Source organism: Streptomyces sp. NPDC001668, from assembly GCF_042893155.1.
Classification (GTDB): domain Bacteria; phylum Actinomycetota; class Actinomycetes; order Streptomycetales; family Streptomycetaceae; genus Streptomyces.
Genome location: NZ_JBIAUQ010000013.1, coordinates 141168 through 154814 on the forward strand (window position 1 = coordinate 141168; position 13647 = coordinate 154814).

A 13647-nucleotide genomic window follows, 5' to 3' on the forward strand; every position below is an offset into this window, starting at 1 on the left:
GGCGAAACGCCCGGGATCCCTACGGCGGACCAGCGCCGGCACAGCCCCCACGATGACGATGACGATCAGCGCCGTCCCGCGTCCGGATCGTCACAGAGGGGGCTGCGCGGGTGCGGGTCCGAGGGTGGTGGTGCCGGGGGCCGTACGGTGTCCCAGGCCCGTCCGGTACGCGTCCAGCGCCGCCTCGACCCGTCCCGTACGGCGCAGCAGATCGCCCAGCAGCCGGCACAGGTCGGCCAGGTCACCGGCGGCGCCCGCCCGTTCCAGGAGGCTCAGGGCGCGGACGTAGTGCTCCTCGGCGGCCTCGGTGTCGCGGGCGTCCTCGGCGATGATCCCGAGGAGCCGGTGGGCGGCGGCGGAGTGCAGTGCGCCGCGTTCGGAGCTGAGGTCGCTGAGCACGTCGTGGAGCAGGGCGGCGGCCTCGTCGGACTTGCCGCGCCGGTGCAGCACGTCGGCGAGCTCGACGGCGGCCTGGCTGGAGTACAGGGCGGCCCGCTTGGCGGAGAGCATGGTGAGGGCCTGCCTCAACTCGGCTTCGGCGCGCTCCAGTTCGCCGTTCTGGGCGTAGACGTAGCCGCGCATCCAGTGGCAGTTGGCGAGTTCGGTGCGGAGCTGGAGCTGCCGGTACAGTTCGGCGGCCTTGGCGAGGGAGGCGTCGGCCTCGGCGAGGCGGCCCTCGGCGAGCAGGGTGCGGGCGACGGAGCGGTGCATCCGGGCGACGAGCGCGGGGTCGGCGGAGCGCGGGGCGAGGGCGAGGGCGAGTTCGGCGGCCTGGGCGGCGCGGGCGTGGGCGCCCATGTCCATGTAGGGGCCGATGACGCTCGCGTAGAGGAGGAGCAGGGCGTCGGGGTCGTGCAGGCCACCGCGGTTGAGCTCGTCGATGGCGGACTCCAACAGGTAGACGGAGTAGCGCAGTTCACCGGTGAGGTAGTGGGCGAGGGCGCGTCCGCGCAGCGCGGGGACCCGGGCGGGCAGCGGGACGTCGTCGCCGAGGGCCTGCTCGGACCGCTCGAAGTACTGGCGTGCGGCGGCGAGTTCGCCGGTCTCCACGGCGCACTCCCCGAGTCCGAGCAGGGCGGCGGCCCGCACCTCGGCGAGGTCGAGCGCGTCGGCCTCGGCGAGGAGACGGGAGTACTGGGCGGCGGACTCCTCGGCCTCCCCGGTGGCGAGGGTGCGCTGGGCCCCGGTGAGGCGCAGCCGCAGGTCGGTGACGAGATGGGCCGGGCGGCCGGTCGCCAGTTCCTCGAAACCGACGCCGAGGCGGTCGGCGAGATGCCGCAGGGCGTCGTCGGAGGGCCGTACCCGGCCCGACTCCAGGGTGGAGATGTAGGCCGGTGTGTAGGCGGGTTCCGCCAGCTGTTTCTGCGTCAGCCCGCGTTCGACCCGCAACTGTTGCACCCGTCGCCCGATGACGCCCGGGTCGTCCCGCTCCGACATGGCCAACTCCCCCAGCGCCTCTTGCCGTTCGGCTCGCGCAGCCCCTAGGTTAAACGGCGTATTAACCCTGCTTAATACACCGTCACCGCCATGGGTACTCACCGCCACCGCTGCGAGGTCGCCGTGCTCGAACGCACCAGCACCACCGCGCGCTACGCCAGGGGTTTCGCCGCCGCGGTCGTGGCCGTGGCCACGCTGGTCCTGGCGGCCAACGCGGGGCCGGCGAAGGCGTCGGGGGAGCGGCCGGCCGAGCGGGCGGACCAGGTCCAGCAGGTCACCGGGCACACCTCGGAATGAGACCGGCCAAGGCCGTCACGTCCCGTCCGTCTCCGGGCCGAGCATCATGTCCTTGCGGCGGGGTGCCGTGCGGCTGCTTGTGGAGACGGTTGGCGTAGTCGCGGCTCTTGACCTCGTAGTCGTTGCCCGGGTTGGAGGGCGAGAGCGTGGGTCCAGTGGGCCCTCGGGGAGCTGCGGATCCAGCTGACGTGCGACGTCCTTGGCCGTGACCTGATGGCGCGGGCGGGGGCTCATCGTCATGACGAACGTCCCGTCACTGATCTCCGGGTCCGTGAAGCCGGGCGGCGGTGTGAAGTGCTCACGCAGCTCGCGCAGGTGTTGACAGACCGCCTGCTCGGTCATACCGCCGCCCCCTTCGAAGTCGTGGAGCACCTGCTCAGAGCTGGAACTCCGCCGGGTTCACCCCCAGGGCCGCGCACGCCTCCCTGAGGATCGACTGCTCCGCCTGGGAGAAGTGGCCGTCGGCGCCGGCGATGACGATGCCCGTCTGGATCACCGCGCGCGCCTCGGTGGGCTTCTTGGCGGCCTTGGCGATCTCCTGGAGCGCCTCGGCCTTGCCCTGCGGGAAGTTGCGGGTGAGCTGGTCCACATGCTTGTGGAAGCGGGTGCGCAGCTGCTCCGGCGGGAAGTTCTGCAGCACGTCGTTGCCGAGGATCAGGGACTCCATCTGCTGCATCTCGGCCGCGTCCACCTGGCCGTCGGCGGCCGCGACCAGGGCGCACATCGCCATGCTGGCGTCCCGGTAGGCGCCGCTCTTCAGCTCGGTCTTCAGGGAGCCGAGCTGGGTCTTGAGCACGCCGACGAGCTGGGCGCGCGAACCCCCGCGCGAGCTGCCGTGCCCGGCCCCACCGGTGGTCGTGCCGCGCCCGCCCTGAGCCTGCTGCTGCAGGTTCTTGGCCTGGTCCTTGAGCCGGTCGAACAGTGCCATTGACGTCACCTCGGTACTCGTCTGAGTGATCTCATCCGGTCAACGGACACGCCCGGGTAAAGGTTCCACCAAGTCACCTCGGCAGATCTCCCGGTACCCGGCGTCCGGAACGTACGGCCGGGGAAGACCTTGCGCGGCACGCCCGCGCGGGGCCTGAGCGATCCGTCCCACAGGGCGACCCGGCCCACAGGGCGACCCGTCCCGTCCGGTCGCCCGCCCCGCCGCGGTCCCCGCCTTCTGATCCCCGCCCCCTGCCGCGGCCGCCGCCTACGCTGCCCGCATGACGTCTGCCGCCGCCCGTACCGCTCTGGAGCTCACCGCCGACCTCCCGGTTCCCGGCCTGGAGGACTTCTACCGGGACCTGCACCGCCACCCCGAGCCCTCGTTCCAGGAGCACCGCACCGCGGCCCGGCTCGCCGAGCGGCTGAAGGCGGCCGGCTTCGAGACGGCCGAGGGCGTCGGCGGCACCGGTGTCGTGGGCGTGCTCCGCAACGGCGACGGGCCCACCGTCCTGCTGCGCGCCGACATGGACGCGCTGCCGGTCGAGGAGCGGACCGGGCTGCCGTACGCCTCCGAGACGCCCGGGATGATGCACGCCTGCGGGCACGACCTGCATGTGACCTGGCTCGCGGGGGCGGCGCGGGCGCTCGCGGACGGCCGGGACGCCTGGTCCGGGACGCTGCTCCTGGTGGGCCAGCCCGCCGAGGAGACCGGCGGCGGGGCGGCCGCGATGGTCGCCGACGGGCTCTACGAGCGTGTCCCGCGCCCGGACGTGCTGCTCGGGCAGCACGCGGTACCGGGACCCGCCGGGCTGTACCCGCACGTGCCCGGCCTGATCATGTCGGCGACGACGGACGTCGAGATCGTGGTGCACGGCCGGGGCGGGCACGGCTCGCGCCCCGAGACGACGGTCGACCCGGTCGTCACGGCCGCGTACCTGGTCACGCGGCTCCAGACGGTCGTCGGCCGGGAGATCAAGCCGAGCGAGCCGGCCGTGCTGACCGTGGGCCGGATCGAGGCGGGCACGGCGGCGAACATCATCCCGGCCACCGCCCGTATCTCCCTCAACCTGCGCACCCGGTCCGAGGCGGTCCGGGACCGGATGCTGGCCGCGATCCGCCGGATCGCCGAGGGCGAGTGCCATGCGGCGGGCTGTCCGCGCGGGCCGGAGGTGACCGTGGGCGGCTCGTTCCCGGTCACGGTCAACGACCCGGAGACCGACGACCGGATCGCCGCCGTGCACCGGGAGGTCTTCGGCGACGCCACCGTCTTCGACTCCGGGCCGGCGATGGGCAGCGAGGACTTCTCCCTGCTCGCGCTCGGCGAACTCCCTTACTCCTACTGGTTCGTGACCTCCACCCCGGCCGCGGTGTGGGACGCGGCACCCGGCGAGGACCTGATGGAGAAGTTCGACGCGGTCCCGAGCAACCACAGCCCGCACTTCGCCCCCGATCTGTCGACGGTGGCCCCGGGGGTGCGGACACTGGTGTCGGGGGCGCTGGCGTACCTCCGCTAGAACGGCGTCGCCTGCAACTCCCGCAGCTGCTTGCGCACGTTCTCCAGGGCGCCGGGGCGGCGGCCCGGGACGCGGACGCGCAACTGCGCGAGCAGCGTGCCCAGTTCCTGGGCCCGGGACTTGTCGCGCACCTGGCCCCACTGGTGGTGGGCCCGGTCGACGGCCTTCTCCACGTCCGGCGAGTCCGGGGCCTGCCCCGCGGCCAGCCGGGTCTCGGCCACCGTCAGCCAGATGCGGCAGCTGCGCGCCGAGTCCCTGGCGAACATCGCGAGATCCGCCCGGACCTCGGACCAGTGCAGGGCCTGCTCGGAGGCGGGGCCATGGGCGCCGGCGGCGGCCTGTTCATGTGCGCCGGCGACGGCTTCGGCGTCCTCGTGCCGACCGGCCTGGACAGCGGCGGCGATGTAGGCGTGGGGGTCCATCGGCTGCCGCTGAGGAGGCTGTGCCGGAACGGGTTGTGCCGGAACGGGTTGTGCCGGAACCGCTTGTGCCGGAACGGGTTGTGCCGCAACCACCGGCCGGTACGGGGTTCTGGGGGCCGGACTGCCGGGTGCGGCCACCGGCACCGGCGGCACGGTCAGCACCAGGTCCCCGTACGCCTCGCTGCCCAGCCGCCCGAACGCCTGCTGGTGCAGCTCCGGTTCGGCGGGCCGGTACCCGCTGCGCAGAATCGTCGCGATCGTCTTCATGTACGCCGGCACCGCGACCGAACGGCGGGACGGCGGTGGCGCGATCCGCCCGAACACCGCGTTGTTGCGGCCGGAGTCGAGCGCGTTCGTCCGCAGCCACCCCCAGGTGTCGGCGTCGGCGTGCAGGTCGAGGAAGAGGGTCGTCGACCCCGGGGAGCGCAGCCGGAACTCCTCGCGGATCCACTGCCAGGGCAGCGCGGTGTAGCGCACGGTGGCCGGTGTGGTGCGGGCCAGCGCGAGGTGGGGCAGGTGCTGGCGGCGGTCCAGGGCGAGTTGGCCGGCGATGAACACGGTGAGCGGGCCCGGGGTGGCCGCGACGGCGCGCAGCCGGGTCAGGACGGCCTGCGGTTCCAGCGGGTCGGCGAGCTCGACGACGTTGGCGGTGTCGGTGCCGGAGAGCACGGCCGGCGGCACGGCCGCGAGGACGGGAAGCACGGACGCCGCGTCCACCAGACGGCTCTTGCCCACCGGTGAGGCGGCGAGCAGCAGCACGGTCCCGGGCATCGGTCCCTCCCCATCCCCCGTCGATCACTTACGGCAGCACGGTAACCGGTGCGGCTGCGAACGGGGGTTCTCAGGACGGCAAACGTCCCATTCCTGCCCGCTCGTCGGCCCTGCGCACCGCGAAGACGGTGGTGTCGTCGAGCAGCCGTCCGCCGCAGTGCCTCAGGGTGCCGTCCCGCACGAGACCGACCAGGCGGCGGGGTTCGACGGCTCCCGGGTCGGCGGTGAGGGCGCGGGCCACCTCGCCGGCGAGGGCGTAGAACTCCCCGGCGGGGTCCCGGGCCTCGGTGACGCCGTCGCTGGTCAGCAGGAGGGTCTCGGCGGGGCCGAGGGGGATCCGGTGGACGGGCGGCGGGCCGTCGGCGGACAGCGCGGCGAGGCCGAGCGGGAGTCCGTCGGCGGCGAGCAGCGGGCGTACCCCCGACGGGCCGACCACCAGCGGCGGTTCATGGCCGAAGACCATGGCCTCGACCATTCCGGTGTCGGCCTCGGGAAAGCCCAGCAGGACGGCGGTGGCGAAGCGGTCGCCGTCGTCGCGGCCGAGCGCGGTGATGTGCCCGCCGTGCCGGTGCACCCGGATCTCCAGCCGTTCGGCGACCGTCGCGAGCTCGGCTTCGTGGTACGCCGCCTCACGGAAGGTGCCCAGCAGCGCGGCGGCCGCCTCGACCGCGCCGAGCCCCTTGCCCTGGACGTCCCCGACGAGCACGCGGGTGCCGTGCGGGCCGGGCTGGATGTCGTAGAAGTCGCCGCCGACGCGAGCTTCGGTGTCCGCCGCGAGATACACCTCCGCGTGCTCCAGGCCGCCCCACACGGGCGGGAGCGGGCGCAGCACGGTACGGCGGGTGGTGTCGGCGACGTCCCGCATGTGCAGCATGCTGCGCTCGCCGCGCAGCCGGACCGCGCAGGCCAGGACGGCGAGGATGCCGCCGACTGCGACCAGGATGAAGTCGGGCAGTCCCGACTGGTACTGGTGCGGCCAGGAGCTGTCGGCGACGACGTAGGTGCCCAGGGCGAGCGCGGCGAAGGCGGCGGTGCCGGGGACACCGCAGATCGCGGCCGCGATGCCGGGGACCAGCACGACCCAGGAGATCATCCGGAACTCGGCGGCCGTGTTGTAGTCGATCGCGGTGATCGCGGCGAGCAGCAGGAGGGGCGGCACCCAGGCCACACCGCGGCCGCGGACGCGGAGCACCTGCCCCCGGCCGACACCGCTCATGGGCTCAGCGAAACACGGGGGCTCCCGCGCCGCCATTCGACTTGCCAGGGCCCCTTCCCAGGTGTGCTCTGGAAGGCGGGGGCGTATCGGGGTGAAGAGTAAGGAGTGCTCTCATGGCTCACGCGGCACCCGCGGGCGGGTTCGCCCGGACACCCGATGTCTTCAGTGCCAAGGTGCATCTGGCCGCCAGGTACGGCATCCCGGTCGTGCTGGGGCTGGTCTACGGCTACTGGGCCGCGGCGAACCGCCGTGACGGCGGCCCGATCACCGGCTGGAACGTGCTGTTCGGCTGTGTCACGGCGGTCGCGTTCATCGTGCTGTGCATCGCCGTGGCCACGTTCGCCCCGCTGCTGAAGCGGGAGCTCCACTCGGCCGTGAAGTCCGGCTTCGCCGGGGCGGCCGTCGGGTTCCTGTACAGCCAGACCGGAGAGAGCGTGCTGCGCTCGACGGCCCTGGGCCTCGCGGTCGCGGCGGGAATCTTCGTCGTGTTCTTCTACCGCTACTACACACACGAGGACGGCGAGGGCAACCGGATCCGCTAGCGGACGCGCGTGGACCCCGGCCGGATGCGGCCGGGGTCCACGGCTTCCCTCATCCCACGCTCCAGCTCCAGGATCCCGAGACGCTCCAGGACACGGAGCCGGAGGCCGCCCACGAGTCGGAACCGGCGTCCCAGCTCGGGTCGTTCCAGTCGGCGTTGTTCCAGTTGCCGTCCCGCCACTGCGGGCAGGGTTCCGCGCAGGTGGGCACGGACCGCCGGCCGGTGTCGACGAACTCGGCGCTGACCCAGCCCTGGGCACCGGTGAACCAGTACCAGTACGGGTTGCCGTTGACGCTCTGTCCGCGGACCATGCACTCCACCCGGTCCTGACTGCCCGGTGCGAGCCGGTCGACGACGGCGGAGTGGGTGGTGGGCGCCGCCCGCACGTTGAGCGCGGTGCGGGAGACGATGGTGCCCCAGATCGGACCGCCGCGACCGTGGCCTTCGGCGTACGCGGGCGGGGCTGCCGCCGCGAAGGAGCCCGCCGCCGGGACGGCGAGCGTCGCGCCGGTGAGCATGGCCACGGCCAGGGTCCGCAGGGCCGTAGTGGTGCGCATGGATCGGCCTCCTTCTGCCCTGATCTCCCCCTGCTCTCCCCTGATCCATGAGACACCCGTTCGGGTGAACCCTCCACCGGAGGGCGGAATCCCCAGCTCCACGGCTCGCGCGGCCGCCCGCGGGCGTCTTGCCTGGAGAGGTGACCTCCCGTGTCCGTGACGCCCTGTCGGCCGCCCTGATCGCCCTGGCCTGCCTCCTCGTGCCCTTCGGGGCGCTCGCGGCCTGGGCGGCGTACGGCCTCACCGACACCGGCCGGTACGTCACGGCGATGGCACCGCTGGCCGCCGACTCCGCCGTGCGGGACAGCGTGGCGGACGCGGTGGCGGGCGAAGTCGACGGCCCGGTACGGCCCCTGGTCCGCTCCCTGACCCGGACCCGGGCCTTCGGCACCGCGTGGGACGCGGGCAACCGGGCGGTCCACGAAGCCGTGTTGAGGGCCGTCCGGGACGGCGGCCACCACGAGGTGACCGTCGACATCGCCCCGATCGCCGCCCGGGTGGAGCACCGGGCCGTCCTGCCCCGCACCGAGGTCGCCGTGCTCCCGGCCTCCGCACTCGACCGACTCCGGAAGGGCTACGACGTGCTCGAAGTCGCCGGTTTCTGGCTGCCCGTCACGGCCGCCGCCCTCGCCGCCGCCGGCATCACGGTCGCCGCCTGCCGCCGCCGCGCCCTCACCGCGACCGCCCTCGGCACGGCGCTCGGCGGCGCGCTGCTCGGCCTCGCCGTCGCCGTGGGCCGCCATCTCACCCTGACCGACCTGCCCGACCCGGTGCGCCGCCCGGCCGCGGGCGCCGTCTACGACGCCCTGACGGGCACCTTGCGCACGGTCTCCTGGCTGCTGGTGGCCGTCGGCCTGACCGTGGCACTGAGCTGCTGGCTCACCGGCCGGTACGGCTCGCCGCGAGGCCGGCGAGGGTCCGCAGCGCCCGTTCCAGATCCGGCACAGCAGCCGACGCGAGCCCAAGCCTGACCGCGTCCGGGGTGCGGTTCGGGTCGACGGCGAAGGACGGCCCCGGCGAGAGGGCGATCCCGAGCGCCGCGGCGGCGGCCGTGAAGGTGTCCGCCCGCCAGGGGACCGGGAGGTGCCACCAGGCGTAGTAGGCGCGCGGATCGGACCGTACGGCGAACCCCTGAAGGCACTCGGCCAGCACCCGCTGCCTGCGCGCCGCGTCGGCCCGCTTCGCCTCGACGAGCCGCGCCACGATCCCGTCGGCCGTCCACCGCGTCCCCGCCTCCAGCGCGAACCGCCCCGCACTCCACCCACCGGACCGCACCGCGTCCGCCACCGCCTCCACCCGCTCCTCGGGTACGACGAGGAAGCCGACGGTGAGGCCGGGCGCCACCCGCTTGGACAGGCCGTCCACGACGTGGGTGAGGGCGGGGGCGTGCGCGGCGAAGGGGTCGTCGGCCTCCGCCAGGAAGGACCAGATGCGGTCCTCCACGACCGGGATGCCCAAGTCGCTCACGGTGGCGGCGAGTTGGCGCCTGCGGCCGGTGCTCATGGTGACGGACGTCGGATTGTGCAGGGTCGGCTGGACGTAGAGGGCCGACAGGGAAGCCGTGCGGTGGGCGGCGGCCACCGACTCGGGGCGTACGCCGTCCTCGTCGGTGGCCAGCGGCACCAGCGTGATGCCGAGCCGGGCCGCGATGTCCATGACCACGGGGTACGTCAGTTCCTCGACGCCGACCCGGCCGCCCGGCCGCACCAGGGAGGCGAGGGCGGCGGCGACGGACTGGCGGGCGTTGCCCGTGAAGAGGATCCGGGCCGGGTCGGGCCGCCACCCGGGGGTGGTGAGGAGAGCGGCGACGGCCTCGCGGGCGGCCGGTGTGCCGGTGGCGGCGGCCGGGCGGAGCGCCCCGGTCAGGACGTCGGGGCGCAGCAGGGGCGCGAGGGTGTCGCCGAGCAGCTCGGACTGGCCTTCCACGGACGGGTAGTTGAGCTCCAGGTTGACCGGAGTGCCCGCGTCCTCGATGAGCCCCCGGCCGGGCCGCACGGGCGCGGTGGCCCTCACGAAGGTGCCGCGCCCGACCTCCCCGACGACCAGTCCGCGCCGGACGAGTTCGCCGTACGCCCGCTCCGCCGTCGACGCGGCGATCCCGTGCCGGCGCGCGAACTTCCGCTGCGGGGGCAGGCGTTCGCCCGGGCGGAGCCTTCCGGTGGTGATGTCGGCGGCTATGCGGTCGGCGATGCGCCGGTAGTCGTGCACGAGACCCCCTGTGATTGCACTGACGGCAAAGATTTTATTGCACCGAGAAGTTGGCCCGCCTAGGGTCGGCCGCATGACGGCGATCCCCCTGGTCCTGGTCCACGGCCACCCCTTCGACCACACGATGTGGCGCCCGCAGATCGAGGCGTTCTCCGCCTCCCGCCGCGTCCTCGCCCCGGACCTGCGCGGCTACGGCGCCGCGCCGGTGTCCGCCCCGGTCGGGCCCTTCGAGGACTTCGCCCGGGACATCGAGGCCCTGCTGGACGGACTCGACGTGCCGGCCTGCGTGCTGGCGGGCCTGTCCATGGGCGGCCAGATCGTCATGGACTGCTACCGGCGCTTCCCCGAGCGGATCCGGGGCCTGGTCCTCGCGGACACCTTCCCGGCGGCGGAGCGTCCCGAGGGCGTGAAGGCCCGGCACGCGATGGCGGACCGGCTGCTGCGCGAGGGCATGCGCGGGTACGCCGACGAGGTGCTGGACAAGATGGTCGCCCCGTACGCCTCCCCCGAGGTCAAGGCGCACGTCCACCACATGATGACGGCCACCCGCCCCGAGTCCGCGGCGGCGGCCCTGCGCGCCCGCGCCGCCCGCCCCGACTACCACGAGCTGCTCACCCGGGTCACGGTCCCGGCACTGGTGCTGGTGGGCGCCGACGACACCTACACCCCGGTCTCCGACGCCGAGGCGATGCACGCGGCGCTCCCCGAGTCGGAGCTGCACGTCGTCGAGGGGGCGGCGCACCTGCCGAACCTGGAACGGGCGGGGGAGTTCAACGCCGTGCTCGGACAGTTCCTGGCGAAGGTCGACGCCCGCTCGTAGGCTCGGGACGGTGACCCGCCGAAGACTCGGTATCCGCACCGCCGCCCTGCTCTTCGCCGCCGTGAGCGTGATCCTCGGCTGCCGGCTCGCCGACACGGACGGCGTCACCCCCGTCCCCCAGCTCCTCGCCTTCCTGCCCTGGCTGCTGGCGCCCGCCGGAGCGGGCCTGGCCCTCGCCCTGCTCACCCGCTGGTGGCCGGGGACGATCTGGGCGGCCGTCGTCCTCGGGCTGCTGGCCTGGTTCATCGCCCCCTACGGACACGGGGACGAGCCGGACGGCCGGGTGCTCGCCTCCCTGCGCGTCCTCACCTCGAACGTCGAGTTCGGCCGGGCCGCCGACGCCCTCGTCACCGCCGTCCGCGAGGAGAAACCGGACGTCGTGTTCGTCGAGGAGTGCGAGTACGGCTGCTCGGCGACGCTGCGCCGGTCCCTGTCCGGGGACTACCCGTACCGGCGGTCCGTGGAGGGCGCCGGCTCCACGGGGTCCGTCGTCCTCAGCCGCTTCCCGCTGAAGCCGGCCGCCGGGATCCCGGCCACCATGGGCATGCCGGGAGCCGTCGCCGACGTGCGCGGTCACGCCGTACGCCTGCAACTCGCGCACCCGATGCCCCCACTTCCCGGCCAACTCGACGTATGGCGCCGCGAGTTGGGCAAGCTCAGAGACTTCGCCGCCTCCGCCGGGGCCGCCCCGACCGTCCTGGCGGGCGACTTCAACGCCTCCCAGGACCACGCGGCCTTCCGCGCGATCCTCGACACCGGGCTCCGCGACGCGGCCCGCCTCGCGGGATCCGGGCGCACCCCGACCTGGCCGGCCCGCACCGCCCCGGCGATCGGCGCGCAGATCGACCACGTGCTGGTGTCGGCGGACTTCTCGGCGGGCGACGCCCGCTTCCTGGACCTGGCGGACACCGACCACCGCGCCCTGCTGGTGGACCTCGCACTGCACGGGGCCGGTTGACCCGGGCGCTCATAATGACCCCATGTCCCGCATCGGCCTCACCCCGCCCGACTGGCTGGTCCGGAACCTCCAACCCCAGCAGGCCCCCGTCAACCGGCCCGCCGTGGCCCGCGCGGCGATCGCGATGACCCTCCCGCTGGCCGTCGGCCTCGCCGCCGGCCGGCCGGCGTACGGGGCGATCGCCTCCATGGGCGCCCTGTCCGGGGTCATCGGCGACACCGCCGACGCGTACCGCATGCGCATCCTCAACATCGCCGTCCCCCAGCTCTTCGGCGCGGCCGGCGTCACACTCGGTGCGCTGGTGTACGGCCACGGCTGGGCCGCCGTGGCGGTGGTCACCGCCGTCGCCCTCGTCTCCGGGATGATCTCGACGATCGGCGCGGTCGCCTCGGTCTCGGGACTCCTCCTCCTGCTGAACTCCGTGGTGGGGGCGGGCCTGCCGATGCCGGGCGAGTGGTGGCTGGCCCCGCTGCTGATGACCGGCGGCGGCCTCCTCGTCCTGCTGCTCGCCCTGCTCGCCTGGCCGCTCAGGTCCGGGGTGCCGGAACGGGCGGCGGTCGCGGCCGCCTACCGGACCGTCGCCGACCTCATGGAGGCCTGCGGGCGCTCGCGCTACGACGAGGCACGGCACGCCGTCACCCAGTCCCTGAACCAGTCGTACGACCTCGTCCTCGCCCGGCGCGCCCGGCACCACGGCCGCAGCCCCGAACTGACCCGCCTGCTGGCCCAGTTGAACGCGATCACCCCGGTGGTGGAGGCGGCCCCGGCGGCCCACCTGTCGGGCCGGCCGCTCGCACCGGAGATCCCGGCGGCCATCCGCCATCTCGCGCAGGCCGTCGAGACGGGCTACACCGGCCCGACAGGACTGGGTCTCCCGGTCCCCGTGACGGAGACGGCCCGCGCCGTCGACCACGCACTGCGCCACGCGGCCGAGGTCGTCGCCGTACCGGACGTGGACCCGCGCGGCATCGACGACCGCCTGGGCCGCCCCGCCACACTCGGCGTCCGGGCCGCCCACGCGGCGAGAAACGTGGCCCTGTCGGCGGCCTCCTGGCGCTACGGCCTCCGCCTGGCCCTGTGCATCGGCCTGGCCCAGGCCCTCGTCTCGATCGTCCCCGTGCCCCGCTCCTACTGGGTGGCCCTGACGATCACCTTCGTCCTGAAGCCCGACTTCGGCTCGGTGTTCTCCCGGGCGCTGCTGCGGGCGCTCGGCACGGTGGCCGGGCTGGTGGTCGCGGCGGCGGTGCTCTCTCAGGTGCCGCGCGGATGGTGGGATGTGCCGGCCATGCTTCTGCTGGCCCCGCTGATCCCTGCCCTGACCCCGCGCGGCTACGGCTACCAGACGGCCGCGATCACCCCGGTGATCCTCCTGCTGTCGGACGTCCTCAACCACCAGGGCACGGCCCTGCTGGCACCCCGGCTGCTGGACTCCCTGATCGGCTGCGGGATCGCCCTGGTCGCGGGTTACCTGCTGTGGCCGGAGAGCTGGCACACACGGGTCGGCGACCGCCTGGCCGACGCCGTGGCCGACACGGCGCGGTACGTGGAGTCCGCGTTCGGGGATTCGGCGGCGGGGGCCCGAACGCGCCGCCGCCTCTACCGCGACCTGTCCGTCATCCGCACGGAGTTCCAGCGAGCCCTGACCGAGCCGCCGCCCATGGGACGCAGGGCGGCGGCGTGGTGGCCGCTGGTGGTGGCGGTGGAACGGATCGTGGACGCTACGACGGCGGCGCGGGTGCGGGTGCGGCACGGGGCGGCTCCGCCGTCCGCCGCGGAGGTGGAGCAGGTGGTGCTTCAACTCCGGGAGCTGGCGGACGGCTTGCGCGAGGCGGAGTCCCTGTACGCGGTCCGCACAGACCTGACAGGTCCGGCGGGAAGCGTCTTGGAGCCCCTGCGGCAAGAGGTGGCAGCCGCGAGAGCGATCACTGCACCCACCTAGGGGCGCGGGGAACTGCGCGACAAGCCCCCAGCGTCCC

The 13647-nt window shown here is 74.1% G+C and carries 13 protein-coding genes; 7 read left to right on the top strand and 6 right to left on the bottom strand.

Annotated elements, in window-relative coordinates; translation table 11 throughout:
- Positions 1-90: 90 nt before the first annotated feature.
- On the bottom strand, positions 91-1437 hold the full coding sequence (locus tag ACFYZ8_RS32405) for a tetratricopeptide repeat protein (RefSeq protein ID WP_388538869.1): 1347 nt from the start codon (positions 1435-1437) through the stop codon (positions 91-93).
- Between the two features lie 90 nt (positions 1438-1527).
- On the opposite strand from ACFYZ8_RS32405, the gene ACFYZ8_RS32410 reads away from it, so the two are divergent.
- Entirely contained in the window at positions 1528-1734 is a 207-nt protein-coding gene (locus tag ACFYZ8_RS32410) for a hypothetical protein (RefSeq protein ID WP_359033429.1), read from the top strand.
- 376 nt (positions 1735-2110) lie between these two features.
- Here ACFYZ8_RS32410 and ACFYZ8_RS32415 read toward each other — a convergent pair whose 3' ends face one another.
- Positions 2111-2662 carry a tellurite resistance TerB family protein gene (locus ACFYZ8_RS32415; protein WP_359033259.1) on the bottom strand — a complete coding sequence of 184 codons (552 nt, stop codon included), beginning with the start codon at positions 2660-2662 and terminating at the stop codon, positions 2111-2113.
- Between the two features lie 280 nt (positions 2663-2942).
- Between ACFYZ8_RS32415 and ACFYZ8_RS32420 the strand changes: the two genes are divergently transcribed.
- Complete coding sequence (locus ACFYZ8_RS32420; protein ID WP_388538871.1) at positions 2943-4178, top strand: amidohydrolase; 1236 nt, start codon at positions 2943-2945, stop codon at positions 4176-4178.
- Here the strand turns inward: ACFYZ8_RS32420 and ACFYZ8_RS32425 are convergent.
- Positions 4175-5371, bottom strand: coding sequence for a hypothetical protein (locus ACFYZ8_RS32425; protein ID WP_388538873.1), 1197 nt, complete (start codon positions 5369-5371; stop codon positions 4175-4177). The genes ACFYZ8_RS32420 and ACFYZ8_RS32425 overlap by 4 nt on opposite strands.
- A 70-nt stretch (positions 5372-5441) precedes the next feature.
- Positions 5442-6587 (bottom strand): PP2C family protein-serine/threonine phosphatase, encoded by a 1146-nt coding sequence (locus ACFYZ8_RS32430; RefSeq protein WP_388538875.1) that lies wholly within the window; start codon positions 6585-6587, stop codon positions 5442-5444.
- A 113-nt stretch (positions 6588-6700) separates the two neighbouring features.
- Between ACFYZ8_RS32430 and ACFYZ8_RS32435 the strand changes: the two genes are divergently transcribed.
- Entirely contained in the window at positions 6701-7129 is a 429-nt protein-coding gene (locus ACFYZ8_RS32435; RefSeq protein ID WP_359033251.1) for a hypothetical protein, read from the top strand.
- A 49-nt stretch (positions 7130-7178) separates the two neighbouring features.
- Here the strand turns inward: ACFYZ8_RS32435 and ACFYZ8_RS32440 are convergent, their stop codons facing one another.
- Positions 7179-7685 carry an SH3 domain-containing protein gene (locus ACFYZ8_RS32440; RefSeq protein ID WP_388538877.1) on the bottom strand — a complete coding sequence of 169 codons (507 nt, stop codon included), beginning with the start codon at positions 7683-7685 and terminating at the stop codon, positions 7179-7181.
- A 140-nt stretch (positions 7686-7825) separates the two neighbouring features.
- Here ACFYZ8_RS32440 and ACFYZ8_RS32445 point away from each other — a divergent pair, with 140 nt between their 5' ends.
- Positions 7826-8656, top strand: a complete 831-nt coding sequence (locus ACFYZ8_RS32445; RefSeq protein WP_388538878.1) for a hypothetical protein — start codon at positions 7826-7828, stop codon at positions 8654-8656.
- On the opposite strand, the gene ACFYZ8_RS32450 is transcribed toward ACFYZ8_RS32445, so the two are convergent.
- On the bottom strand, positions 8565-9893 hold the full coding sequence (locus ACFYZ8_RS32450; protein WP_388538880.1) for a PLP-dependent aminotransferase family protein: 1329 nt from the start codon (positions 9891-9893) through the stop codon (positions 8565-8567). The genes ACFYZ8_RS32445 and ACFYZ8_RS32450 overlap by 92 nt on opposite strands.
- Before the next feature lie 73 nt (positions 9894-9966).
- Between ACFYZ8_RS32450 and ACFYZ8_RS32455 the strand changes: the two genes are divergently transcribed.
- Genes ACFYZ8_RS32455 through ACFYZ8_RS32465 form a run of 3 tightly spaced genes read left to right on the top strand, consistent with a single transcriptional unit; the run spans position 9967 to position 13610 of the window.
- A complete protein-coding gene (locus tag ACFYZ8_RS32455; protein WP_388538882.1) occupies positions 9967-10713 on the top strand; it encodes an alpha/beta fold hydrolase in 747 nt (248 codons plus the stop codon).
- Positions 10714-10723: 10 nt separating this feature from the next.
- Positions 10724-11671 carry an endonuclease/exonuclease/phosphatase family protein gene (locus tag ACFYZ8_RS32460; RefSeq protein WP_388538884.1) on the top strand — a complete coding sequence of 316 codons (948 nt, stop codon included), beginning with the start codon at positions 10724-10726 and terminating at the stop codon, positions 11669-11671.
- A 22-nt stretch (positions 11672-11693) separates the two neighbouring features.
- Positions 11694-13610 (top strand): FUSC family protein, encoded by a 1917-nt coding sequence (locus tag ACFYZ8_RS32465; protein WP_388538886.1) that lies wholly within the window; start codon positions 11694-11696, stop codon positions 13608-13610.
- The last annotated feature ends 37 nt before the right edge of the window (positions 13611-13647 follow it).